The 24,057-nt window shown below is 70.2% G+C and carries 23 protein-coding genes, 1 tRNA gene and 1 pseudogene; 10 read left to right on the top strand and 15 right to left on the bottom strand.

What is annotated here, in order from left to right:
• Positions 1–138: 138 nt before the first annotated feature.
• The 4 genes from ACYBSK_RS02375 to ACYBSK_RS02360 form a co-directional block, all read right to left on the bottom strand.
• Positions 139–1,824, bottom strand: a complete 1,686-nt coding sequence (locus ACYBSK_RS02375; protein ID WP_460245011.1) for a class I adenylate-forming enzyme family protein — start codon at positions 1,822–1,824, stop codon at positions 139–141.
• 98 nt (positions 1,825–1,922) lie between these two features.
• Positions 1,923–3,380 carry an amino acid permease gene (locus ACYBSK_RS02370; protein WP_460245010.1) on the bottom strand — a complete coding sequence of 486 codons (1,458 nt, stop codon included), beginning with the start codon at positions 3,378–3,380 and terminating at the stop codon, positions 1,923–1,925.
• Between the two features lie 205 nt (positions 3,381–3,585).
• A complete protein-coding gene (locus ACYBSK_RS02365) occupies positions 3,586–4,929 on the bottom strand; it encodes a type III PLP-dependent enzyme domain-containing protein (protein ID WP_460245009.1) in 1,344 nt (447 codons plus the stop codon).
• A 285-nt stretch (positions 4,930–5,214) separates the two neighbouring features.
• Positions 5,215–7,017 (bottom strand): PucR family transcriptional regulator, encoded by a 1,803-nt coding sequence (locus tag ACYBSK_RS02360; protein WP_460245008.1) that lies wholly within the window; start codon positions 7,015–7,017, stop codon positions 5,215–5,217.
• 138 nt (positions 7,018–7,155) lie between these two features.
• Between ACYBSK_RS02360 and ACYBSK_RS02355 the strand changes: the two genes are divergently transcribed.
• Positions 7,156–7,452: a DUF6401 family natural product biosynthesis protein gene (locus ACYBSK_RS02355; RefSeq protein WP_457475133.1), complete on the top strand. Its 297-nt coding sequence runs from the start codon at positions 7,156–7,158 to the stop codon at positions 7,450–7,452.
• A gap of 233 nt (positions 7,453–7,685) precedes the next feature.
• Here the strand turns inward: ACYBSK_RS02355 and ACYBSK_RS02350 are convergent, their stop codons facing one another.
• Entirely contained in the window at positions 7,686–8,468 is a 783-nt protein-coding gene (locus ACYBSK_RS02350) for a mechanosensitive ion channel family protein (RefSeq protein WP_460245007.1), read from the bottom strand.
• Between the two features lie 156 nt (positions 8,469–8,624).
• Here ACYBSK_RS02350 and ACYBSK_RS02345 point away from each other — a divergent pair.
• Positions 8,625–8,697, top strand: a tRNA-Arg gene (locus ACYBSK_RS02345).
• A 144-nt stretch (positions 8,698–8,841) separates the two neighbouring features.
• Here ACYBSK_RS02345 and ACYBSK_RS02340 read toward each other — a convergent pair.
• Both ACYBSK_RS02340 and ACYBSK_RS02335 read right to left on the bottom strand, forming a co-directional pair.
• Positions 8,842–10,419 carry a site-specific integrase gene (locus ACYBSK_RS02340; protein ID WP_460245006.1) on the bottom strand — a complete coding sequence of 526 codons (1,578 nt, stop codon included), beginning with the start codon at positions 10,417–10,419 and terminating at the stop codon, positions 8,842–8,844.
• Entirely contained in the window at positions 10,416–11,105 is a 690-nt protein-coding gene (locus ACYBSK_RS02335) for a helix-turn-helix domain-containing protein (protein WP_460245005.1), read from the bottom strand. Before ACYBSK_RS02335 ends, ACYBSK_RS02340 begins: the two co-directional genes overlap by 4 nt.
• A 95-nt stretch (positions 11,106–11,200) precedes the next feature.
• Between ACYBSK_RS02335 and ACYBSK_RS02330 the strand changes: the two genes are divergently transcribed.
• From ACYBSK_RS02330 to ACYBSK_RS02310, 5 genes and pseudogenes are all read left to right on the top strand, one after another.
• Positions 11,201–11,431, top strand: a complete 231-nt coding sequence (locus ACYBSK_RS02330) for a hypothetical protein (RefSeq protein WP_460245004.1) — start codon at positions 11,201–11,203, stop codon at positions 11,429–11,431.
• Between the two features lie 152 nt (positions 11,432–11,583).
• The gene (locus ACYBSK_RS02325; RefSeq protein WP_460245003.1) at positions 11,584–12,813 is read left to right on the top strand and encodes a DUF3631 domain-containing protein; all 1,230 of its coding nucleotides are present in this window, start codon (positions 11,584–11,586) and stop codon (positions 12,811–12,813) included.
• A gap of 208 nt (positions 12,814–13,021) precedes the next feature.
• Complete coding sequence (locus tag ACYBSK_RS02320) at positions 13,022–13,783, top strand: DUF2637 domain-containing protein (protein ID WP_460245002.1); 762 nt, start codon at positions 13,022–13,024, stop codon at positions 13,781–13,783.
• A gap of 313 nt (positions 13,784–14,096) precedes the next feature.
• Positions 14,097–14,501, top strand: a complete 405-nt coding sequence (locus ACYBSK_RS02315) for a plasmid mobilization relaxosome protein MobC (RefSeq protein ID WP_460245001.1) — start codon at positions 14,097–14,099, stop codon at positions 14,499–14,501.
• Positions 14,498–16,210 (top strand): annotated as a pseudogene (locus ACYBSK_RS02310) (relaxase/mobilization nuclease domain-containing protein). Before ACYBSK_RS02315 ends, ACYBSK_RS02310 begins: the two are co-directional and overlap by 4 nt.
• On the opposite strand, the gene ACYBSK_RS02305 reads toward ACYBSK_RS02310, so the two are convergent.
• The 4 genes from ACYBSK_RS02305 to ACYBSK_RS02290 form a co-directional block, all read right to left on the bottom strand.
• The gene (locus tag ACYBSK_RS02305; RefSeq protein ID WP_460245000.1) at positions 16,175–16,561 is read right to left on the bottom strand and encodes a WbqC family protein; all 387 of its coding nucleotides are present in this window, start codon (positions 16,559–16,561) and stop codon (positions 16,175–16,177) included. The pseudogene ACYBSK_RS02310 and the gene ACYBSK_RS02305 sit on opposite strands and share 36 nt — an antisense overlap.
• 61 nt (positions 16,562–16,622) lie before the next feature.
• On the bottom strand, positions 16,623–17,387 hold the full coding sequence (locus ACYBSK_RS02300; protein WP_460244999.1) for an NAD(P)-binding domain-containing protein: 765 nt from the start codon (positions 17,385–17,387) through the stop codon (positions 16,623–16,625).
• 109 nt (positions 17,388–17,496) lie between these two features.
• Positions 17,497–17,946: a hypothetical protein gene (locus ACYBSK_RS02295; RefSeq protein ID WP_460244998.1), complete on the bottom strand. Its 450-nt coding sequence runs from the start codon at positions 17,944–17,946 to the stop codon at positions 17,497–17,499.
• 71 nt (positions 17,947–18,017) lie between these two features.
• Positions 18,018–18,980 carry an alpha/beta hydrolase gene (locus ACYBSK_RS02290; protein WP_460244997.1) on the bottom strand — a complete coding sequence of 321 codons (963 nt, stop codon included), beginning with the start codon at positions 18,978–18,980 and terminating at the stop codon, positions 18,018–18,020.
• Positions 18,981–19,112: 132 nt separating this feature from the next.
• On the opposite strand from ACYBSK_RS02290, the gene ACYBSK_RS02285 reads away from it, so the two are divergent.
• On the top strand, positions 19,113–19,766 hold the full coding sequence (locus ACYBSK_RS02285; protein ID WP_460244996.1) for a TetR/AcrR family transcriptional regulator: 654 nt from the start codon (positions 19,113–19,115) through the stop codon (positions 19,764–19,766).
• A gap of 9 nt (positions 19,767–19,775) precedes the next feature.
• On the opposite strand, the gene ACYBSK_RS02280 is transcribed toward ACYBSK_RS02285, so the two are convergent.
• The gene (locus ACYBSK_RS02280) at positions 19,776–19,985 is read right to left on the bottom strand and encodes a hypothetical protein (protein WP_460244995.1); all 210 of its coding nucleotides are present in this window, start codon (positions 19,983–19,985) and stop codon (positions 19,776–19,778) included.
• On the opposite strand from ACYBSK_RS02280, the gene ACYBSK_RS02275 reads away from it, so the two are divergent.
• The gene (locus ACYBSK_RS02275; RefSeq protein ID WP_460246944.1) at positions 19,915–20,118 is read left to right on the top strand and encodes a DUF5994 family protein; all 204 of its coding nucleotides are present in this window, start codon (positions 19,915–19,917) and stop codon (positions 20,116–20,118) included. The genes ACYBSK_RS02280 and ACYBSK_RS02275 overlap by 71 nt on opposite strands.
• Positions 20,119–20,390: 272 nt before the next feature.
• Here the strand turns inward: ACYBSK_RS02275 and ACYBSK_RS02270 are convergent, their stop codons facing one another.
• The 3 genes from ACYBSK_RS02270 to ACYBSK_RS02260 are packed head-to-tail and all read right to left on the bottom strand — an operon-like array spanning position 20,391 to position 22,906.
• Positions 20,391–21,179, bottom strand: a complete 789-nt coding sequence (locus ACYBSK_RS02270) for a WbqC family protein (RefSeq protein ID WP_460244994.1) — start codon at positions 21,177–21,179, stop codon at positions 20,391–20,393.
• Entirely contained in the window at positions 21,121–21,792 is a 672-nt protein-coding gene (locus ACYBSK_RS02265) for a YdcF family protein (protein WP_460244993.1), read from the bottom strand. Before ACYBSK_RS02265 ends, ACYBSK_RS02270 begins: the two co-directional genes overlap by 59 nt.
• Positions 21,793–21,808: 16 nt before the next feature.
• Complete coding sequence (locus tag ACYBSK_RS02260; protein WP_460244992.1) at positions 21,809–22,906, bottom strand: helix-turn-helix domain-containing protein; 1,098 nt, start codon at positions 22,904–22,906, stop codon at positions 21,809–21,811.
• A 153-nt stretch (positions 22,907–23,059) separates the two neighbouring features.
• On the opposite strand from ACYBSK_RS02260, the gene ACYBSK_RS02255 reads away from it, so the two are divergent.
• The gene (locus ACYBSK_RS02255) at positions 23,060–23,857 is read left to right on the top strand and encodes an ATP-binding protein (protein ID WP_460244991.1); all 798 of its coding nucleotides are present in this window, start codon (positions 23,060–23,062) and stop codon (positions 23,855–23,857) included.
• Positions 23,858–24,057 lie beyond the last annotated feature (200 nt).

Genomic DNA, 24,057 nt, shown 5'->3' with positions numbered 1-24,057 from the left:
GCTGCTCAATCGCCGCAGGGGCTCCACCCAAGCCCCTCCGGCGTTTGAGGAGGCCCCTTCAGCCCCTCCGGCGATTGAGGAGGTCTTTCCAGCCCCTCCGGCGTTTGAGGAGCGGGGTCCGGGGCGGAGCCCCGGCCTTCAGGGCGTGGGGAAGGAGGCGCGGAGGGTGCGTTTGAGGATCTTGCCGGTCGCGTTGCGGGGGAGCTCCGTCTCCTGGAGAAGGACATGCGCCGGCACCTTGAACGCCGCGAGCGACTTCGCCACGAACGCCCGGATGCCGTCCACCGTCACCTCCGCCCCGGGACGGACCCGCAGCACCGCCCCCACCTCCTCCCCGAGCACCGCATGCGGCACCCCCACCACCGCCGCCTCCAGCACGTCCGGATGGTCGTACAGCACCCCCTCCACTTCCACGCAGTGGACGTTCTCCCCACCCCGGATCACCAGGTCCTTGATGCGGTCGACCACACTCACCCGCCCCTCGCACCGCACCGCGAGGTCCCCCGTCCGGAACCACCCGTCCTCGGTGAACGCCGCCGCCGTGGCCTCGGGCGCGTTCCAGTACCCGCGGATCAGCGGCTGCCCGCGCAGCCACAGCTCGCCGACCTCGCCGTCGGGCACCTCCTCCCCCGCCGGATCGCTCACCCGCACCTCCACCGCGGGCGCGGGCCGCCCCACGCTGCCGGGCCAACTGCGGTACTCGTCGCCGGAGTTGGAGAGAACGCCGCCGAGGGTCTCGGTGAGCCCGTACCCGTTGCGCGGCTCGATGCGCTCGCCGTAGCGGTCGGTGAGCCGGGCCACGATGCCGGGCGGGGCCGCGGCGCCTCCCGTGCTGAAGCCGGTGAGGGTGGGGAGTTCGTCGCCCCGTTCCCGTGCGCGTTCCAGGAGTTCGAGGGCCGTCGCCGGTACGCCGCCGAAACTCGTGATGCCGTGCTCGCGGATCATCGCGAGGGCCACGTCCGGATCCCACTTGCGCAGCACCACGATCGTGCCGCCCGCCGCCATCGCCGCGTAGAACCCGGTGAAGGCCGCCACGTGGAAGAACGGGAACGTCAACAGGCCGATGGGGGCGGGGCCTTGACCCGGCATGACGCCCCGCAGGAGCGCCGCGCGCGCGGCGCCGTAACGCGGTCCCGCGATGGCGCCCATGTGTGCGTGGTGGGTGGCCACGGCGCCCTTGGGCCGGCCCGTCGTACCGGAGGTGTAGAGGATCGTGGCGTCCGCCTCCGGCGCCACCTCGACGTCGGGCGGCCCGAGTTGAGGGTCGGGCGCGGGCAGGTCCGCGTACCGCTCGACCCGCTCGCCGCCGACCGCCTCGCGGCCCTCCTCGTGGCAGACCACGGTCCAGGGCCGGTCGGCGGCCGCGTCCAGCCACGGCCGGACGCGTTCGTAGCGCTCCCCGTCGACGACGAGCACGCCGGGCCGGCAGTCGTCGAGGGCGTACGCGAACTCGTCGGCGGTCCACCACCCGTTGAGCGGCACCGCCACCAGGCCCGCCAGCTGCGCCGCCCAGAAGGCGACCTGCCACTCGGGGTGGTTGCGCATGGCGATGACCGCGCGGTCCCCCGGCCGCAGCCCGTGGACGTCGGTGAAGCGGCGGGCCAGCGCGCACGCCGCCGCGAAGAACTCCCCGTACGTCATGCGCCCGTTCTCGGTGACGACGAAGGGCGTGTCGCCGAACGCCCAGGTCGTCTCGGCGAACTCGCGCAGCGTGCGCGGCCCGTCGGCATACGAAAGGCGCCCGTCCTCGCCGCGTACGACGGCGAAGGGGGCGCCCGGACCGGTGAGCAGCGCTTCCACGGATTCCACGGCATCAGCGTCCATGGTCGGACGGTACGTCCGCACGCCCGACACGCGTCAAGACACGTGCACCGGCCAACCACCGCCCGCCGCGCGACGTGCCGCACGGCGGGGGCCGGCCGCTACGAACCCGACGACACTCCGGACCTGGCCTGCTCGGCCACCCGCCCCCGGACCGCGTACCAGCCGATCACGAGGCCGAGCACGATCAGCGGCGAGCAGTACACCGAGACCGCCGAGTCGCCGCCGCCGACGACCATCAGCACCACGACCGCCACCAGGAAGACGATGGTCAGCCAGCTCGTGAAGGGGGCGCCCGGCAGGCGGAACGACGGGCGCTCCAGCTCGCCGCGCAGGGCCTTGCGGCGCAGCACCATCTGGCAGACCATGATCATCACCCAGGTGCCGATCATCGTGATCGCGGAGAAGTTGATGACGATGGAGAACGCCCGCTCGGGAACGATGTAGTTGAGGACGATGCCCGCGATGTAGCAGCAGGCAGTCAGCAGCACGCCGCCGTAGGGCACGCCCTTCTTGCTCATCTTGGTCGTGAAGCCGGGCGCGGAGCCCGCGAGGCCCATCGAGCGCAGCACGCGGCCGGTCGAGTACAGGCCGGAGTTGCAGCTGGACAGCGCCGCCGTGAGGATCACGAAGTTCATGATGCCGCTGATGCCGGGCACGCCGAGCTTCCCGAGCAGCGTCACGAACGGCGACTCGCCGGCCTTGTACGCGCTCCAGGGCAGCAGCAGGACGAGCAGCAGCACGGACCCGACGTAGAAGAGCACGATGCGCCACGAGACCGAGTTGATGGCGCGCGGGATGACCTTGCGCGGGTTCTCGGTCTCGCCGGAGGCGATGCCGACCATCTCGATCGCGGCGTACGCGAAGACGACGCCCTGGATGAGGACGATGGCGGGGAGCAGGCCGTTGGGCAGCATGCCGCCGTGGTCGGTGATCAGCTGCGGGCCCGTGCTGTGGCCGTCGACGGGGTGGCGGCTCGCGAGCAGCCAGCAGCCGATGCCGAGGAAGCCGAGGATCGCGGCGACCTTGATGATCGAGAACCAGAACTCGAACTCGCCGAACCAGCGCACCGAGATCAGGTTGGCGCCGAGCACCACGAGCAGCGCCACGAGCGCGAGCGTCCACTGGGGTATGTCGCGGAAGGCGGCCCAGTAGTGCAGGTACATCGCCACCGCGGTGATCTCCGCGATGCCGCTGCACACCCAGTGCAGGAAGTAGACCCAGCCCGCCGTGTACGCGGCCTTCTCACCGAGGAACTCACGCGAGTACGAGACGAACGAGCCCGAGGTGGGCCGGTGCATCACCAGCTCGCCCATGGCGCGCGTGATGAAGAAGGCGAACAGGCCGGTGATCGCGAAGATGACCACCAGGGACGGGCCCGCGGTGTGCAGCCGCTCCCCCGCCCCGAGGAAGAGGCCGGTGCCGATGGCGCCGCCGATGGCGATCATCTGGACCTGGCGATTGCGCAGGCCGGCCGCGTAACCCCCCTCACGGATGGCTCCGGCCTCGGCCTCGCCGCCCGTGGTCACACCGCGTTCGGCTTGTGCTGTGTGCTCCATGGTTCTCCGACGTTCGTGCAAAACGGCATGCCGCACCCACGCGAGCGCCCGCATTCGCGAACGCGGGCAGGCGTGTGCGGCGTACCTGTTGGACAGGACTGGTCCGCCGGATTCGGCGAACTACGAGATCGGAACGGATCCCGGTGGAGTGTGCCGCGGGCGGACCACGCGACGACACGCCACCTTAAACCGTTCGCAGGGGCAACTAATCCACGAGCCCGAGGAGTGAACCGGCGTACGGGGCACCGGACTCGGCGAGCACCTCGTCGAGCGACTGCGCCGCCCGCACGGGGGCGAAGGCCACCTTGCCCGCTTCTGCCCCATTCTCATTCAGGACATACCCATACACAGCGGGGCGGGGAAGGCTGTTGTAGTGGAAGTGCGTCGAGAAGTAGTACGCGCCGGTGTCGTACAGCGCGACGAGATCGCCGGGCTCCAGTTCGGGCAGCTCACGGCCGCGCGCCACGAGGTCGCCCGCGAAGCAGCAGGGCCCGGCGACGTCCTGCACCACCGTTTTGGTGGTCTTCGCCCGGCCCTCGGCGTCGTACGCCCCGACCCGCAGCGGCCACGACTCCGGCACGAAGACGGTACGGGTGGCCACCTGGGCGCCCGCGTGCGTCACTGCGATGCGGCGGCCGCCGGAGGTCTTGGTGTACTCGACGTGCGCGGCGATGAAACCCTGCTTGGCGAGGAGCGAGCGGCCGAACTCGGTGACGAGGGTGTACCGCCCGTCGAACAGCCCGGGAACGGTGCGGCGCAGCAGCTCGGCGTACTCCTCGAACCCGGGCGTGACCTCGTCGGACGCGAAGTTCACGGGCAGACCGCCACCGATGTCGAGGGTGTCGATCTGCTGCCGCCCGACATGGGCGTTGATCTTCTCGGCCAGCTCGTACGCGGCCCGCACGCCCTCCGCCATCAGCTCCAGGGCGACACCCTGCGAACCGGTGTGGGTGTGCAGGCGCGTCATCCACGGCCGAGCCCTGTACGCGCCGAGGACCCACTCCTCCGCGCCCTCGTCGCGCAGCGCGACACCGAACTTGGAGGTGGCGGTCGCGGTGCTCATGGCGCCGATGGACCCGCTGCCGACCTGCGGATTCACGCGCAGCCCGACGGGCGAGGCGGTGGGGTTCTCCGCGACGAGCGCGTCGATGCGGGCCAGTTCCTGCGCGTTGTCCGCGTTGACGGCGATGCCGCTGCCGAGCGCGTCCCGCAGCTCCCCGACCGTCTTGGCGGGCGAGTCGAACACGATCCGCCCGGCGGGCACCCCGGCCGCCCGTGCGAGGGCCAGCTCCCCGGGGCTCGCGACCTCGGCCCCGATGCCCTCCTCGTTCAGGAGCGCCAGCACGGGCACGAGCGAGGCGGCCTTCACCGCGAACGTGTGCACCACGTCGACCCCCTCGAACGCCGCCTTCAGCGCCCGCGCGGCCTCCCGGACCCCGACGACGTCGATCAGCCCGACCACGGGCGCGTCGGCCCCGACCAGCCCCTGCGCGACGGCGGCACGCAGGGCGGCGTCGCGACGGGCGGCGGAGGCGGGGGGCTGCGGCATGAGAGGTCCTGCCTTCTGCTTCGTACGGGCGGTGGGAGCCGGCAAATGGTCCGACTACCCCGTCACTGTGCAGTCAGCCGGGAGGGCGTGTCTGCGTGCGCTGGCACGAAGTACGGGGCCGGGACGTGGTGGCCGGGTACCACCCGCGCCGGAAGGGCACGCGGGCGTGGTGCGCGCGCACGACGCGGGGGTGTTGCGGGTTGTGCGGCCGCACCATGTGCCTGTGGTGCGGGCGCACCATGGCCCTGTCCCTGCCCCCTACGACAGGGGCCCTACGACAGGGGCCTACGGCAGGGGAATCAGCCCGGCCCGCCGCAGCCCCAGCTCGGTGACGAGCCGGACATCGGGATCGTCCAGGTCGAGCCCGCCCAACTCCCGGGCCCTGCGCAGCCGGTACCGCAACGTATTGGAGTGAATCCCCAGATACCGGGCGGTCGCCCCGGCGTCCCCGAAGAACGCGAGATGCGCGGCGACGGTGCGCGGCAGATCGGTCCCGTGCCGCTCGTCGTGCGCGAGCAGCGCCGCGACCGCGTCACCGACCGAGGGCACGTGCGCGGCGACGGCGTCCGACACCCGCAGCGCGTCCAGCGCGAACCGCACGTCGTCGGCGCCCGCCACCTCCGGCTCCCCGCGCTCGCGGAGCACCCGCAGCACCTCCCCGGCCCCGGCCCGGGACCGCGCCGCGTCCTTCAGGGCCCCGACGACCGGCCCCACGCCGATGAAGGGCTCGACCCCGGCGCCGCGCAGGACACCGACGAGATCCCGGGCGAGCCGCACGGCGGCGTCGGCCCGGGAATCGACGACCAACACGTCAAACCGATCCCCTCCGACCCCCACCCCACCGGGGTAGGAACGTCCAGCCCCACCGGGGTTCGCATTTCCAGCCCCGCCAGGGTTCGCATGCCCAGCCCCTCCGGCGTTTGAGGAGCGGGGTCCGGGGCGGAGCCCCGAGACCGGGCCACGGGGGGCCGCCCCGTACGCCGCAGGCAGTCCGCCCTCCACCCGATACGCAAACGCCGGCAGGCCATGCGCAGCAACCCGCAACGCCGCCCCCCGCAACGCCCTCTCCCGCACCTCCACCGCCACGTCCCCCACGACCACCCCGGAAAGCACCACGCACGGCTGCCCGGGATCCACCCCCAGCGCAGCCCCCGCGGCGGCCACATCGGGCGACCGCTCCTCGAACAGGGCCCGCACCGCGTGCCGCCGCCGCCCCTCGGCCGACCGGGACCGCAACCGGTGATGCAGCAGATGCGGGACCGCGATCGTGGCGGCCTGCCGGAGCGCGTCCCGCGCCCGGTCCGGCAACGGCTCCCCGTCGGCGGCCGCCCACAACGACCCCAGCACCTCGTCCCCCGCCCGCACCGCGACCGCGAGCCGCTCGGGGAACCGCCCGTCGGCGGGCCGGTGCACGACGTCCCCCGCCCACAGCGCGTCGAGGAACCCGCTCTCCGCGAGCTCGGCGACCCGCCACCTCGGCACCTGCCGCCCGAGGATGGTGAGCCGCCGCAACGGATCGGCGGTGTCGGCGGTGGGCGAGTACGCGAGCACCTGGGACTCGGGGTCCTCGATGGTGATCGCTCCCCCGACGAGCGCGGCGAGCGCCACCGCGAGCGCCGGCAGATCCCCGAGCCCCACCTCGACGGAGGCGTCCGGGGCCCGCTGCCCGCCCGCGGCGAGGGCGGCCCGCAGCAGCCCGATCAGCTCGCCCCAGTCGACCCACGGGGCGCGTGCGAGGAGCGCGGTGGACACGCTCTGGGCGACCTCGTCGACGAGCGGCGACACACCCTCGGCACCCCGCCGCACGACGAGCGCGGCAGCCCCGGCCCGGTCGGCGGCACGCAGCACTTCAGCAGCGGCCGGATCGGAGGTGTCGACCCCCACCGCGATGAGCACCCGCCCTCGCTCCCGCAAGCTCTCCCCGGCGTCGAACACCCCGACCCCGGTGACCTCGACCTCCGTCCCGCACGGCGCCCGCACCACCTGCACGACGTCCCGGCCCACGACCCGGACGACCTGCGCCAAGGTCACACCGGCGCCCGCGACGGACGGTTCGGGCTGCGGTCCGCCGGACCCGGAAATCTCCATGGCCCCAGTCTCACCGATGCCGCGGGAGCGCCCGCCCCGTCCGCGCCCCACGCGCACCGCCCGGCCTGTGACGACCGCCACCAGTCGACCGCATCACAATCACCACCAATTGCCCCTTACCGCCCATAGCTTGGAGGAATGTCCCCTCTTGCCCGGGTGAGCGAGGCGTACGGGCCGCGCTTCGCCGAATTCGCCTTCGAACCCGCCTTCGTGGCGACGGTCGACCAGCACGTGGCGTCCCTCCGCGACCGCCTGGCGGCGGGCTCGGCGGCCCTGCACCCGCCGGCCCCCGACCCCGAGGCCCTGACGGCGTACACCCTCGGCTTCCTCGACGCCCTCGCCGAGACCGACTGGCGCGAACCGGTGGGCCACGACTACGCGGTGTGCCGCCTCACCGCCATCAGCTGGCTGGCGAGACGGCACGACCTGGTCTAGGGCCCTTCTGACGGATCTTGCTGGAGTCGCGGGCCCTGGCACGCACATCTGCTGCGTTGTCGTCAGTTGCCAACGCTCCGCGTTGTCGCCCTCCTCCGCCTTGCAGCTGCACGCTTCCCCGAGCTCTCGGCTTCGCTCGAGCAGGGGAGGCCCCATTACCCCGCTCGCGGAACCGAACGATGCAGCCTCCCGGGCCCAGCCTGATCCGTCAGAAGGGCCCTAGGGCCTGTCGGCTACGCGTTGTCCGTCCGCTCCCGATCCTGCACGGGCTGGTTGCTGAGCGCGTCCTCCCGCCCGTACTGATAGGCGCTGACGCTCCCGCGCGCCCGTCCGGTCTCCTCCTCGGCCCTGGTCAGCCACCGCTCCCACCGCTGCCGCATCGGCCCGATGAGCCCGCCGCCGACGCCGACGATCAGGATTCCGGCCGCGGTCGCGAGACCGGCGATCAGCACCGGCTGCGTGACGGACGTGGCGATCCCGGCCTGCCCGAGCGCTGCGATGGCACCGAGGACCACGATGCAGGCCCACACGATGGTGCCGACGGTCTTCCCGTACGAGACGGAGGACAGGGCGTTGCTGACGATGTCCCGTACGAGGTTGGCGACGGCCATGGCGACCACGATCAGGACGACCGCGACGATGCCGCGCGGCAGCCAGGCCACAATGCCGTTGATCATGTCGGACACGGGGTTGTCGCCGAAGACGCCGAACCCGAGCTGGAGCACGATCAGCATCAGGGCGACGTAGACGACCTTGCACAGGATCGCGGTCGTGTCGTACTTCGACCCTTCGAGCATCCTCGCCGAACCGGCGCGCTCGGCGAGCTTCTCCGAACCGATCTTGCGCAGCCCCCGGTCCAGGAGTTTGGTGATCATCTTGGCCACGAACCAGCCGATGGCCATGACGACGAGGAAGCCGAGCAGCTTCGGCACGAACTGCGCGACCTTCGACCACGCGTCGTTGAGCCCCTGAGTGAAGTCGACGGCGAGGACGGACGGACTGGGATTCTGGATCATGAGTGGTACCTCCACCCAGCGGGGATCGGAAACGGGCTCCCCCCTCGTTTTTCTTCGCCCTTCCGGCATAACACCCCAGCCCACCCCCCGCCCGCCCCACGTCCCCCATTGGCGTGACCCCCACATCCCAAACCCGATCCGCTAGGCTGTTCCCGCGCCTTCGTAGCTCAGGGGATAGAGCACCGCTCTCCTAAAGCGGGTGTCGCAGGTTCGAATCCTGCCGGGGGCACAGCGCATGAAGCCGCTGACCTGGGGTTTCTCCCCCAGGAAGGCGCAATATTCGGCCTCGGACTCCTCGTCCGGGGCCGTTTGCGTGAGCGCTGCGCGAGCGGACGGAGCGTTGCGCTCCTAAATCACTCCCAATGGATCAGCATCATCTGGCACGGAACTCCGGGCCAGGTTGCTCCGCATCTTCGGGCTCGGCCTCCGCTTCGGGGGCGATGTTTTCGGAGGCGGCTCGGGCACGCGGGACGAGCCGGGCTGCAGCCTCGGCGATGGCGAGATCGGCCTCGGGGAGCAGGCTGGTGTACGTGTCGGCCGTGATGGTGATCGAGGAGTGACCGAGCATCTCCTGGATGTCCTTCAGGTCGGCACCGGCCGCGTGGGCCAGCGTCGCCGCGCCGTGGCGAAGGTCGTGGAGCCGGACCGGCGGAAGACCGAGCTCCTCGCACAGCTCGACGAAGTGCCGTGTGACAGTGGCGGGGTGGAGCATCTCGCCGTTCTCCTTGGTGAAGATGCGCCCCGTCTCCACCCAGGCGGTCCCCCACTCCTCGCGCTCCTTGTCCTGCTGGGCACGGTGCCGCTTGAGCGCCTGGACCGTGTCGGAGTCGAGCGCGACGGTGCGTGCACCGGCGTCGGTCTTGGGATCGTCCTCGTACACCTCCCACCCGTCGACAACGAGTTGCTTGGCCACGGTGAGGAGACCAGCGTCCAAGTTGGTGTCGGTCCACTTCTGGCCGCACGTCTCACCGCGCCGCAGCCCGCGGAAGGCGATCAGGTGGAACAGCGCGTACAGGCGGTCCTCCGCGACATGGTCGAGGAAGGTGCCGGTGTGCACCGGCGTCCAGACCATCACCGGCGAAGGTTTCTCGCCGGTGCGCCTCCAGTGCAGGATCCGCTCCTCGGTCCACACCAGCGCCTTGGGGCGCTTGCCCGCCTCCAACTCGACGTGGGCCGCCGGATTGAAGGTGATCAACTGCTGGGCGATGGCGGCGTTGAGCGCGGCCCTCAGAGTGGAGCGGACACGCTGGCGTGTGGCCGGTCCCACGATGCGGCGGTACGGCTCCATCTCTGCGATGGCGGCCTTCATCGCCTTGCGACGGGCGCGGTGTTCGCGGCCCTTCCAGGGGATCCGGGCGAGGTCCTCGATCGCTTTGCGGCGGGCTGTGTTGCCCTCCGCGATCTCGACGTTGTCCTCTGCGATGGCCTCGAACAGCTCCGAGAGGTGGGCGACCCGAAGGCGATCGAGCCGGTGATGCCCGATCCGCGGTTTGAGGTGCACCCTGATGTTGCTCTCGTCGCGGCTGATGGCGCTCTGCCGCCCCTTCTTGCCCGCCAGCCAGGTGTCCAGCCACTCGCCGACCGTGAGGCGGCTCGTCAGGTCCAGTCCATGGCTGAGGCGCCTGCGGGTCGACTCGATGTCCGGCAGTGGCGTCTTCTCGTCGGCCACCTTCTCCAGCAGGTCGCCGACCTGAGCCAGCCCCTCCGGGTCGTCCGCCTCCGCCAGGCCGAGGATCGCGCGGACATGGTCGAGGTCGGCTTGGGCCGCCTTCAGGGTCTCGTAGCCGGCGCGACTGAAAGAGCGGCGGGTGGCGTCCTCGCGGGGTGGCAGCTCCTGGCGTATGGAGTAGGAGCCATGCTTGCGGCTGTTGAGCTTGGGGCACTTCTTGCCGAGCGGCTTGCCGGTTTCGGGGTCGCGGCAGTAGCAGCGGCGGTGGGTGGATCCCTTCAAAGGCTGTTCTCCTCGGTGGGGTTGGGGTCGATGCCGTAGTCGACGAGTTGAGGCGGGAGGTCGGGCGGCGTGCCGCCTTCGGCGCGGATCCGGCGGCGGTACTCGCTCAGGGCATCGCGGGCGTTGGCGGCCCGGTCGGCGTAGCGGGCCAACGCGCGCTCGGCGGCCTGCTGGTGGACGCGGTTGGCGGCCGTCTTGACCTTCCAGCGTTCGTGCTCCTCGCTCTCCATGGCAGCCAGGGCCTCGTGGAGTTCGAGGTCGTGGGCGAGGAAGTGGTCCAGCATCGAGTCCTCGGATCCGAAGTCCGGGGCGTCGCCGGTGAACCACTGGAGGGCGGACCAGGTCGGCATCGGGTCCTGGTACGGGAGTGCGCGGACCTCGGGGACGTAGCCGACGGGGTAGAGCAGGCTGATCGGGGTCACGCGCAGGGCCTTGGCGAGCACCATGACCTCGACGAGGGGGAGGGTGGCGCGGCGGCCGGACTCCATGTTGGCGATCACGTTCCGGGGGATCGGGTAGCCGATCTCCTCGCAGGCGTCGGCCAAGTCCTGAGCGCTCCACCCCATCTCCTTCCGCCGTCTGCGGACCGCGCCGGCCACGGTGGCCATGACGTGGTCCTCCCATTCGAGGACGTCGTCGCCTTCCTTTTCTCTTTCGCTTCCATGGTCGGAACGGCGTTGTGTCATGCAGACACATTAACTCGATCATCCTGATTCCTGGACGCCTGGAGACGGACGTGGTCGTCGCGTTCGCCGAGGGCTCAGCCATGGATGGAGTACGTATGCGCGAGAACGAAGCCACCGGGCGGGTGGACGGCATGAGCCGGGACGAGCTGCTCGCCCTTCCGGTCTCCGTTGACCTGGAGACGGGCAACCGAGCTTTGGGACTCGGGAGGAGCAAGGGGTACGAGCTGGCCAAGCGCGGCCAGTACCCCTGCAGGGTGCTGAGGCTCGGGAACGCCTACCGGGTGGTGACGGCCGAACTGCACCAGTTGCTGGGGCTGGCTGCATGAGGGGTCGTACGCGTCGGCAGCGCTTCTGCGCTGAGCTGACACAGAACCGCTGGACTGTGCCGGGGTGTGGTCATACCGTTCCTGGTCGCTCGCGGGGGCCGTGTGCCCGCGAGAAAGGGGTGAGCCTCCGGCGGTGCGACGCCGGAGGCCCGATGACTCCCCTGTGGCCCGAAGCGAACCGACCCGGCGGCAAGGGCGTGCGAGCCCGCCACCGCCAGACAAGGAGCTGCCCAGTGCAACCCCCGACCCCAGATCCCTATTCCTCCGATTCGGTGGCCGTATCGAGGGACGGGACCGAGCTGCTGGACGAGCTGCGAGCGCAGATAGCCCGGTTCGTGATCCTGCCTACCGAAGAGGCGCTGCACGCCGTCACATTGTGGGTCGCGGCCACGCACCTTCAGCCCGCGTGGCAGCACGCCCCGCGCCTGGCGGTCGTCGGCCCCGCCAAACGGTGTGGCAAGTCGCGACTCCTCGACGTGGTGACCGAGACGGTGCGCAACCACCTGATCACGGTCAACGCCAGCCCGGCAGCGATCTTCCGCTCCATCACCGACGAGGACCCGCCCACGCTCCTGGTCGACGAGGCCGACACCCTCTTCGGCACCGCCAAGGCGGCGGAGAAGAACGAGGACCTGCGCGGCCTCCTCAACGCAGGGCACCAGCGAAACCGACCCACGCTGCGGGTGTCCGGACCCGAGCACAAGCCACACACGTTCCCTACGTTCGCCATGGCTGCGCTCGCCGGGATCGGCGACCTGCCCGACACGATCATGGACCGGTCCGTGGTGATCCGAATGCGGAGGCGGGCAGCCGGTGAGGAGGTGGCCGCCTTCCGCACCGGCCGGGACACCCCGGCGCTGCACGCCATCCGCGATCGCCTGTCCGCCTGGCTCCAGCCGCTGTACCCCCAGGCACTGGAGATGGAGCCGGTGATGCCGGTCGAGGACCGCGCGGCGGACACCTGGGAGCCACTGATCGTGATCGCCGACCTTGCCGGTGGCGAGTGGCCCGGATTCGCCCGCACCGCCTGCCGCTCCATGTCCGACTATGAGGCGGGCCAGGACGAGGAAGGTGGTCTGCGGACCCGCATCCTGGTCGACATCCGCCGGGTGTTCGCCGCCGAGGGCGATCCCACCGTGCTGCGTACGAGCCGTCTGCTCGACGAGCTCAACGCGGACAAGGAAGCGCCATGGGCCGAGTACGGCGCCGGTGGCCTGACCCCGCGTGGGCTGCAACTGCTGCTGAAGGACTACGGCATCGGCTCGGCCAATCGCCGCTTCCCCGACGGCACCCAGGCCAAGGGCTTCGCCCGCAACCAGTTCCTCGACGCCTGGGGTCGCTACTGCCCTGAGCCGGAGGCCGCGCCCGACACCGCAGCCTGACCCGACTCGACCCGTCGCACTCGTCCCCGTGCAGGTCAGCGCGGGGACGAGTCCGGGACCCGCAACGAGTCGACCCGACATCGCCACACCACTCGTACCTGCGCTGACCTGCACGGGGACGAGTGGTACGAGTCTCCGCCCCACACGGTGGCCGCCCCCTGCCCGCAGCGCCCGCGGCCACCGCCCAGTTCACAGGGAGTCCCTCCGCTTGACCTCCACCACTGCCACCGCCCCATCTGCGATACCGGGGACTTCGGCGATCCGCGCCGGCATCGCGCTGCTCGCCGCGTTCGCCTTCGCCCTCTCCTACGACGCCCTGCGGCAGATGGCCGTCGCCATCCACGTCCGCGGGCTGCTCACGTACGCCTTCCCACTCGTGATCGACGGGTTCATCGCCATCGGCGTGGGCGCCCTGCTCATGCTGCGCACGGCCCCGCTGCGCTCGCGGGTGTACGTGTGGGCGCTGGTCGGCGCCGCCACGACGACGAGTATCTGGGCCAACGCCCTGCATGCCGTGCGCCTCAATGAGCAGACCCGCCACGGCGGCGGCCTTCAGCTCGACGACGTCACCGTCGGGGTGCTGTCCGCCATCGCCCCGCTCGCCCTGGCCGGCGCCGTCCACCTCTACATCGTCATCCGACGCCAACCCACGGCCCGCCACGATGAGGCCGCTGCTCAGTCGCGTCCCGACGATGTGGCTACAGACGCCACCGACGTGGCGGAGGCCCACAGGCCCGCCAGCACACCGCACGACCAACTGCCCGCCGACGTCTCCGGCGATCGGCTGACCCTCGCCCGCTCTGCGCCCCTTGGCCGCCATGGCCGTGCCTCGCGCCGCCACATCGAAGCCACCTTCCGCGAGAAGGAACTGACGATCGGGCGGATCGAGGCGGACCAGCTGAAGGGGCTCGTCCAGGCGGAACTCGACGCCGCCGCCGATCGCCCAGAGCTCGGCGCGGAAGCTGCCTGACGCCCGAACCGTCCTCCGATCCGACCACGGCCCCGTACTCCCGGAGAACCAGTCCATGCACAACCCGCACGACGAACCGCCCACCGCCCAGCAGGAGATGATCACCGGACCAAACAGCGGAGCAAGGTATCCCGTTGGACCGTCCAAGGGCCGGTCCAACGGGGAAGCCTCCGCTCCAGGGGTGGCGGAGGCGGCGGTCGGGCGCCAGGGGGCACCCGACCACCAAGACACGGGAGAAGCACACCGCGCGCCCTCCCGAGCCGCCGACGAAGCCGCCCTACACCGCATCGCCCGCCGCCGACGTCGCAAGCCCGTGCAGCGCAAGGACCGCGTAGACGTCCGCTACAGCAGCGCCGAGAAGGCCGACATCCTCGCCAAGGCCCGCTCCCTGAACATCGCCGCCGCGCACTACGTCGGCGCCGTCGTCACAGCCCACCTCCACGGCGAACTCGCCCTGCCCGGCCAGCGCACCCAACTCGACGACTACATCGACGAACTGGCCGCCCTGCGCGCACAGGTCGCCGCGATCGGCCGCAACGCCAACCAGATCGCCAAGAAGATCAACTCCGGCGGCACACCGCACCCCGGCGACACCGCCCTGCTCGCCCAGGCAGAACGCACCCTCACCACGGCCGCCAGCACGGTCGCCGACATCGCGACCGCCGCCAACCAGGCCGTCGCCACGGGCAAGAAGCCCGGCAAGACGGTGCCCCGTTGATCGCGAAGATCAGCAGTGGCAAGAGCACCGGCGGCCTCCTCCGCTACCTCTTCGACACCAAGAAGGCCACCGACCACACCGACCCGCACCTGGTCGCCTCCTGGGACGACTTCGCACCCGACCCCGGCCGCACCACCGAGAACCCCGACGCGGTCCGCAAGCAGCTCGTGGCGGACCTCGACCTGCGCGTGAACCAGGCCCGCCGCCACGGCCGCGCCCCCGAGCGCCACGTGTGGCACTGCTCGATCCGCGCCGCCCGGGCCGACCGCCACCTCGCCGACGACGAGTGGGCCGACATCGCCCACCGTGTCGTCGACACCACCGGCATCGCTCCGAAGGGTGACCCGGACGGTTGCCGCTGGGTCGCCGTCCGCCACGCGTCCGACCACATCCACATCGCAGCCACCACCGTCCGCGCCGACCTGCGTCCCGCCCGCCACTGGAACGACTACCTCACCACCGACCGCGAACTCGCCGCCATCGAGAAGGAGTAGGGCCTCTTCCAGATCGCACGCGGAGACCGCACCGCCGCCAAACGCCCCACCCGCGCCGAACAGGAGAAGGCCCACCGCAACGGACGGACCGCCACCCCGCGCGAGCACCTGCGCACCACCGTGCGCACCCTCGTGGCCGCCGCCCGCAGCACCGAGGAATTCCTGCACCTGCTCGCCCACACCGACGGCGTGCAGATGCAGATCAAGCACTTCCCGTCCGGCGACATCCGCGGCTACACGATCGCCCTCACCGGCGACACCAACCAGGCCGGCGAACCCGTCTGGTTCTCCGGCTCCGAACTCGCCCCCGACCTGACCTTCCCAAAGATCAAAAAGCGCCTCGACGACCTCGCCCCGCACACCGCAGAGCAATCCGCCGGACGCCGCACCAACCCCTGGCACCAGGCAACAGCCGCCACCGAACGCATCCCCCACCACCTCGACGGCAACATCGACGACGAGGCCGCCCAGGCACACATCAACGCCCTCGGCGAAGCCCTCGACGCCCTGCCGCTCATCGCGCCCGAACCTCTGCAGGCTCCACTCCGGAAGGCAGCAACGGAGTTCGAGCGAGCCGTCCGCTCCCGCGTCCAGGCCGACCACCAGCATGCCCGTGCCCTGCGAGGTGCAGTCCGCGCGATCCTGCGCGAACCGTCACCGAAGGACAGCGCCGCCCTGGCGATGCTCCTCGACGCCGCGCTCCTGGCCGTGATGGCTGCTGCCCGCTGGCACCAGAACCGCCACCACAACCAGCAAACCGCCGCCGCTCTGCGCACACTGCGCCAACTTCAGCCCGCATACGACGAGGCAGCCGCCGCGCCCATAACAGCGCTCAGCCAGCAACGACCGACCCAGCCCACGGTGGAACGGCACATCGTCCTGGTCCACCACGTCGTACCCGAACACGCCGAGAAGATCGTCAAGGACACCGCCTTCGACGCACTCACCGCGACCTTCGCCCAAGCAGAGAACGCCGGACACGACGCCGAACAGATCCTGCGCACCGCAGTCGGCCGACGCACCCTCTCCGATGCAGACCATCCCGCCCGGGTCCTCACCTGGCGCATCCAACGCCTCGCCGCACGACGAGCCCCCAGCTCGCGAGCCGTTGCGGCACAAGCCCGCAGTGGTCACCAGAGCCGCGTGTCAGCAGGCCCGCAGACAGTGTCCGGGCCGATTTCACCGGTGGAGCACCGAGAGGGGCGACGCAGGTAGCAGTTCATGTACGAGGGCATCCGGACCGTGCAGCATCACTTCGCGAAGGGCGCTGACGCGGCGGGCGTCTTTCCACATCCCTGTGGACGGCGTTCGGAAGGGGATGACTTCGACGCCCCGGTCGATGAACGGCTCGGCCTGGAGATACCTCATGCCGCCGGTTCCCCAAAGGTATGCCCTCGCGCCCGTCAGACCTGCAAGATCGACAAGCCGTTGCGACCCTCCTGGACGAGAGGGCAGAGGGGAGGAGCCAAGAATCCGTCCCTCCCAGCCGAGCAGTCTCGGCAAGAGAAGGGTGGATGCCTCGGTGAGGTCTGCTGTCTTCCCGTCGGCCGCGAACAGGTTCAGCACCGGATCGAGGGCGCAGGGGAGCGCCGTTCCAGGTCGTGGACGCCGATTGCAGCCGGGAGGATTACTTCAGATCCGAGAGGAGGCCGTCCAGGGCCTCCTTGAGGGCCGCCGTGTTCGCGGGGTCGAACCAGGTGGTGCGGATGCGCTCATTGTTCCCCTTGGGCGTCTCATGGTCGGCGGCGAGTTGGTGCAGGGGGCGGGTCTCGTCGCTCAGGGAACGGCCGACGTTCTGGAACAGGCTGCGCACATACCGGTCGGCGGTGTCGGAGGCGATGCCTTGGCCGGTGGCCCACGAGGTGAGCGTGGAGAGGTAGGTGTAGTGAGCGGTGAGCGTCCCGGTCAGTGCGGAAAAGACGTTGAAGGCGTCCTCGTCCGGGACGGGGAGCGCTCCGCCCAGATGCTCGAAGAGGGAGTCCACCACCGGGTGCGATGGGCAGGTCGCGGTGACGGAGCGGCGCTCGCGCACCGCGGGCAGTGGGATGGCCCGGACGATCGGGGCACCGGTGTCGAGGGTCCGGCGCAGGTCGTCGAGGGCGACGCCGGCGATCAGACTGACCACGATCTTGTCGTTGTCCAGCTTCAGTCCGGTGAGCGCCTCGTGGTGGTCTTGGCGGCGCACGGCGATGATCACTATCTCGGAGCGGTTCACCACCTCCTGGTTGTCGGCGCACACCCGCACGCTCTCGAAGCGTTCGGACAGGGCGGCGGCAGTGCGGGCTCCCCGGGGAGAGAGGAAGACCTCCGGTGATGCACCGCCCTCGTCGCGCAGGCCCTCGACGATGGCCCGGGCGATCTCGCCCACTCCGATGATGCCGATGCTCTGCACTGTGTCTTCCTCCAAGATGTGTGGTGATCGTGGGCCGTTCCGGTGGGAGTCTGTGCGGTCGGGATGAATGCCGTCGGCGCCTTGGGTGCGGCGCCGCGTGGAACCCTGGTCACGTCCGTCGCCGTCTGCTCCACAGCAGTGCAACCGCGACGAGACCTGCCAGACAGGGAAGCATCCCGGCCAGGCCCAGCACCGGTGGTAGACCCGTCGCACCGGAGGTGTCCTTGGTGAGCAGCCCGGTCAGTCCGATGCTGGTACCGATCACGAACATCGCGGTCGCGGTGGAGCGGGCCCACCGCTTGCCCTCCCTGACAGACCAGACCGCGGTGAGCCAGGCGAGGACGCCGAGCGCTCCGATGACGGACAACACGGCCAGGTAGGTGGTGACGGCAGAGTCGACCCGCGCCTGGGGGTACGTGGAATAACTGGCGCGGATGTGGTCGGCCAGCAGATGAGTGGTGCTGTGGTCGACGTACGGAACGCTAGTAGCGAGGACAGTGAGCGCAAGGCCCGTGTACATCGCTCCGAGCGGCCCTGGAGCGTGGAGTGACTTCGTCATCAGAGCGCTTCCCTCTTCATTCGTTCGCCGGGCCGTCGGACCCGAGCCCGGGTGCACCGTTCGTTCCTCCGTCACTCCGCCAGGGCCTCGCGGAGGAACGCGAGGATCTCCGTCTGGGCGGACTCGGCCTGCGGTTCCACGCCGGGCAGGGTGAGGAACGCGTGCTTCGCGCCCGGGTATTCGGTGAGCCGCACGGACGTCCCGGCCGCGCGCAGCCGCTCGACGTAGCGACGGCCGTGATCAGCGACCGCGTCCTGAGTGGGCACCACCACGAGCGCGGGGGCGAGCCCGCTCACGTCGTCCGCGTAGAGCGGTGAGACCGCGCGCGCTTCGGTTCCCTGCGGGACGGCGAGCCGCTGGAAGAACTGCAGTAGCGGCAGGGCCCGGGTCGGGCTGTACGCGTACTCGGCCATCGAGGGGTGGTCGAACATCGTCCCGGTCACGTCGACGGCGGGGTTGACCAGCACCTGCGCCGCGAGCTCCAGACCGGCCTCCCGGGCCCGGATGGCCGTCAGGGCGCTGATGAGCGCACCGCAGCTCTCGCCGAAGACAGCCGTGCGCGCCGGGTCGACGCCCCACTGCGCGGCGTGCCGCCTCACGTGGACGAGCACGTCCCAGCCGTCCTCGGCGGCGTTCGTGAGCGGGCTGTCCGGGGCGAGGAGGCGGTGCTCGACCGAGACGACGAGCGCGGGCAGCCGGGCGGCGAGGTGGCTGTTGGTCCAGTCGCACTGCGCCGCCGTGCCCACGAAGCCGCCTCCGTGGACGTGGATGACGAGTGGCAGGTCCGTCCGGGCTGCGGTTTCGTCGTCTCCCTCCGGGTCCGGCCGGTAGACCCGGACCGGGAGGGCGCGACCGGGCAGCGCCAGTTCCCGCCACTCGATCGCGGCGCCGGGATTCGGCTCTCCCAGGATCTCCCGCGCCGCGCTGGAGGTCCGGAAACGGTTCTCCGCGTTGCGGTAGGCGAGCAGTTCTTCGGCCGTGATCGCTGAGAAGTCCGGCTCCGGTGGCCGTATCGCGGTAGTGGTCTCGCTCATGCGTCCTTCTCCCCTCCCGGCCGGACGCCGGGTGTGTTGTCGTGACTGGACCGCGCGCTGCACTCGATTATGCACGCAGTGCGTGCATCAGCAAGTGCATAGGTTAGGCTGAATCCTGACGAGAGGGGCGGGATGACGGGCCGACGGCGATGGTCGACTGAGGAGATCTTGGACACGGCGGCGGAACTGCTACGCACAAGCGACGCCGAGTCGTTCAGCGTGCGCAAACTCGCCGCAGCGCTCGGGACCGACTCCTCCAGCCTCTACCGTCACTTCCGCAATAAGACCGAACTACTGCGCGCGGTTGCCGATCGGATTCTCCAGGCCGCCATGGACGGCTATCGACCCGAGGGCGACTGGAAGCAGCGCGTCACTGCCCTGGCCCTGCACCTGCGCGAGGCCTTCGGCGAGCACCCCCAACTCGCCGCGGTGTGGGGACGCTACGGGTCCGGCGGTACCGGATCCCGATTGGTCATGGAAGAGGTGCTGCAGGCCCTGAGCGCGTCCGGCCAGCCCGACGAGGAGGTCCCCGTGCGCTACCACCGCATCGTGATCCTCCTCGCCGCCCTGATCTCCTCCGAGGCCGGCATCAGCACCATCACCCCCAAGGAGTACGAACAGGGCATGGAGCAGTTCCGCGTCGCGGTGCTCGGCGCCGATCCCGAACGCTTCCCCGCCCTGGCCCATTTCGCCCGCGACATCCGCCCTCTCGGAGCAGACCGCCGCGCTGCATTCGAAGAGATCCTCGCCGCCCAACTCGCCCACATCGAGGCCCAGATCCCGTGACGTGCCGGATCACAAGCGCGATGCGGTCGGGCCCTGCTGCTGCCATAGGCCCAGTCCCACCACCTGCGATGCCTTCTCCAGCCGGGGCAGCGTCGACAGGCGGTCGTTGTTTGTGGCCCGCTTCGCCGAGCTGATCAGCTTGACCTGAATCAGGAGCGCGAACAGGTCCAGGGCATCGTCGACCGCCGCCTGGTGGCCTGGCTCGCGGGACCTGACCACGCAACTCCCCGCGCTGATCGGCGTACTCGATCCGCTGTGGGGCCGTATCACGCGCGTCGCCGTCAATCCGATGCTGTGGCCCGTCGTCCCGCGCGAGGTTCCCGTGGACGGACGTGTACTGAAGATCGGTTAGCTCACTCCCGGACTCGACCTGCACCAGCTGTTGTTGCTGGCTTGTGGGATCAGCCGGTTCGACCTCTTGGTGGTCCCGCCCGAGACGAGTGACTCGAGCGCCGCCCGGCTCATGACCGGCGCCTGCACCCCGGACGGGCCCCACTGACCGCAACCGCCCTCGTTGCCAGCGAAACCGCGCGCCTGCGTGGTGAGAGAGGGGTTTCTGTGCCGCAGGCCAGTCTTCGAGAGGCCCTCGACTGTGGGCCGACTGCCCGTTAATGCCGCCACTGTTCACTTGTGGAGCACCGAAGCGAACGACGTAGGTGCCAGGGAATCCGGACCATGCAGCATCAGTTCGCGAAGGGCGCTGATGCAGCGGGCGTTTTCCCACATCCCTGTGGACGGTGTACGAAAGGGGATGACCTCGACTCCCCGCTCGGTGAACGGCTCGGTCTGGAGATACGTCATACCGCCAGTCCCGCACAGGTAGGCGCTCGCGCCCGTCAGGACTGCAAGATCGGCAAGCCGTTGCGACCGTCCTGGACGGGAGGGCAGACGGGAGGAGCGGAGAATCCGTCCCTCCCAGCCGAGCAGTCTCAGCACAAGAAGCGTGGATGCCTCGGCGACGTCTGCTGTCCTCCCGCCGACCTCGAACAGGTTCAGCACCGGATCGAGCGCGTCCCGCAGAAGCGGCCAGTGCGGGCTCGCGCCGTAGTGCTGTTGCAGCATCCGGGCGGTTCGCCGCCGCGAGCGGACCGGGTCCACGAGCAGCGCGTCCTTGATCGCGGTCCCACGTCCCTGGGGCAGATGGGTGGGCAGGGAGAGCCACTGCCACCGCGTCGGGTCGTCCAGGGCGGCGAGTCGGGCGCGGTGCTGGTAGTCGCGGCGGGCGAACTGCACGTCGTCCAGGACGATCCAGTAGTCGGCGGCGTACAGCTTGGCCAGGGTGGAGAGCCTGGGGAACCAGTTGGGCTGGTGGATCGCGCACAGCCCGCCTGGCCGGGGTAGTTGGAGGCTTGGGTCAGGGCTGGATGAGGCGGCTGGTGAAGCCGGAGCGGATGAGAGATTCGTACGCGGCATGCACGTCCCCCGGAACGTCCTGCTCGATGGCGAAACCGAGCTTCGGATACTCGATGACCCGCTGCAGATCGCCGACGAGCATGTCCAGGACGAGCTTCTCGTCGCCGATGGACTTCACGTACTCGTCGAACTCCAGCGGCTCGGAAGCACAGAGGACATCCTCCACTTCGGGCCACATCTTGCGGGCGGTCGCGAACGACCGGCGCTCCATATAGGGCTTCGAGACCAGCAGCATCGAGCGCGGGGTGATGCCGGCGGCTGCCAGGACCTCGCGGGAGAAGGCGATGTTCTGCCCGGTGTTGGCGGCGTTCGGCTCCAGCAGGATCGCCTCGGCGGGCACGCCGAGGGCGATGGCGTGCTCGCGGAAGTGCACGGCCTCGCCGCGCGGGAACACCTTGGCAGTGGTGGGGCTGTTGCCGCCGGTGAAGACGAGGGTTTTGAAGAGGCCGGAGTGGTAGAGGTCGGCCGCGGCGGTCGCGACACCGAGATCGTGGCTGCCCAGGCCGATGGCCACGTCGACGGGGCGTACTTGGTGGTGCATCTGGTGGAAGTCCCAGATCAGTTCGGCCTGGTGCCGCTGGTCGTCGGTGATGGTCTGCTGGTGGTTGCGCACGCGATCTTCTCCCTGGTCACCGTTGCCGGGGCCGGGCAGGCCCCTCGCTGGCCTTGATGCCCTCGATACTGCGCAGTTGGTGTACGAGTCCGTACTGCGCGGCCGTCCGGGCGGCGCGGTCGAGGACAAGGAGTCCATCATCGCGGGTTGCCGCGTCGGAGAGCAGGATGTGGCCGTGGGCGGTGTCCAGTCGTACGCGTTGCATCGGTGACTCGGAGGTGCCGCTGCTTCGGGCGGTGTCGATGAACTGCTGGGCCCCGGTGAGGTCGCCGGCGCCGCGGCGGGCGAGGGCGAGTTTCTGGTGGGCCACCGACCAGTCGTCGGGTTCCGTGAGGTCCTCGAAATCGCGGGTCGCGGCCTGCATGACGCGGGTCGCGTAGTCGTGCTCGCCGTCCTTGCTGAGCGCTGTGCCCACCCAGAGCCGGGCGCGTGCGCGGTCGCGGGGGGAGAGCCGGTCGTAGACGGCGAGCGTCTCGTAGTGGCGGGCCGCGATCTCCAGGTTGCCGGACATCTCCGTCACGACGGCGAGGGACAGGTCGAGCTGGGCGACGCGGCGGGGGATGTCGAGCTGGGAGAAGACCGAGCGGGCAGTGGAGTAGGAGTGCTGGGCCGACAGCGGTCCGAGCACAGCCCCTTGGTCACGCTTGACGTCACCGAGCAGGGCGGTCGAGCGGGCGAACAAGTAAAGGCCCTTCTCGTCCAGACCGGCAGGCGGGAACCGAGACAGCCACCGGCCGAGCAGGCTGTCGGCGAAGGCGAAGTTCTGGCGGGAGAGCGCGACGACGACCCGGTCCAGGTCGTCGGTCCACGACTCGTACTCCCAGGCTCGGGGGCCGGAGGCGGTCACACGTCTGCTGACGGTGGCGACGGTGCCGGCCATTTCCGACAGGAGGGTCTCGAAGCGCAGGTGGACGGCGGCGTCCGCCCGGCCGAGCGCGGTGTCGAGGATGGCCTGGGTGTCGGGCCGGGGCTCCGTGCCGGCGAGCTTGCTCTCCCACTTGGAGACGGTCGCGACGGCCAGGCCGAGGTGCTCGGCGAAGGCCCGCACGCTCATCCGCAGGGCGAGCCGCAGAGCCTTGGCCTCCAGGCCGGTCCAGTGGTGCACGGTCGCCACGCGTCGCTCCCTTCCACTGGTCATCGAAGCAGAAGCGGCGAAGCGACGGGACGCAAGTAGAACGGAAGTGGAACAGCCGGCGATTGGCCGGGAGTCGCGGAGCAACCACGCTCAAAGGGCCATCAGTTGTCGAGTCTCCTGGACGGTCCCGGCATGGAACCCCTCACAGAGCATCGCCCGGTCAACGGCCCCGTCGTGTACGGCTATCTGCGGCTGGTGCGGGTGCCCGCAGCCCGGCAGGCAGCACTGACCGCCTCGCTCGCCGCGTACTGCGACAGCCACGAGCTGCTGCTGTCCGGCCTCTTCTTGGACCGTGAGATCAGGCCGGAGCCTTTCTCGGCGGCGTTCACGGGACTGCTCGACGTGCTGGAACTTCCCGGCCATGTCGCATCTGGGACCGAAGGCCGTGGCAACCGAGCGCGGCCGGCGGATCGAGGCCGCCGGTTCACGGTTGCTGCTGCTCCGTCGGCCCGTCCTCGACGGGAAGAACATCCGGCCCCGAAGCCCCGGCCTCGTTCACGTTCCGGAGGCCGAGTCATGAGCACCAGGCCAATCGAGTCCGCCCAGCAGTTCTTCGATGCCCGGCCCGAAGCCGTCCGACAGGCACGGAAGTTCGCGACCGCGGCCCTGGCCCGTTGGGGCCTGCAAGACCGTGCCGAGGACATCCGAACCTGCGTATCCGAGCTGGCGACGAACGCGCTGCTCCACGGCACCGTCGCCGACCGGGGCTTCCTGGTCAGGCTCGATGCCGACGAGGACGTCGTACGGCTGGAAGTGCACGACAGCCGAAGCCAACCACCCAAGCCTCGCCAAGCCGCCGAAACAGACGTCACCGGACGCGGACTGACGATGGTCGACGCGCTCGCCGACGGCTGGGGTGTGATGGACCGCGACCCGCTCGGAAAGATCGTCTGGACTGTCTTCAAGACTGCGGACTGGATGTGCGGCTGACGACCCGACCGGGGTCGGACGGAGACGACCGTCCGGCAGGGCCGGGCAGTCCTGCGGTGCTCGGCCGCATGGACGACGGTGCTAGCCAACTGCACCGTACTTTGCTGGAAAGCCCCGGCACAGAAACTGGGCTGGGGCCTCCGTAATCAACACTGCATGAGAGGTTCGGAGCCCAATCAGAGGAATACGCCGAAGTAGAG

The organism is Streptomyces sp. BYX5S, from assembly GCF_054724165.1.
Note: the sequence above shows the minus strand (reverse complement) of the source record. Positions and strands in the feature narration are given on the sequence as shown.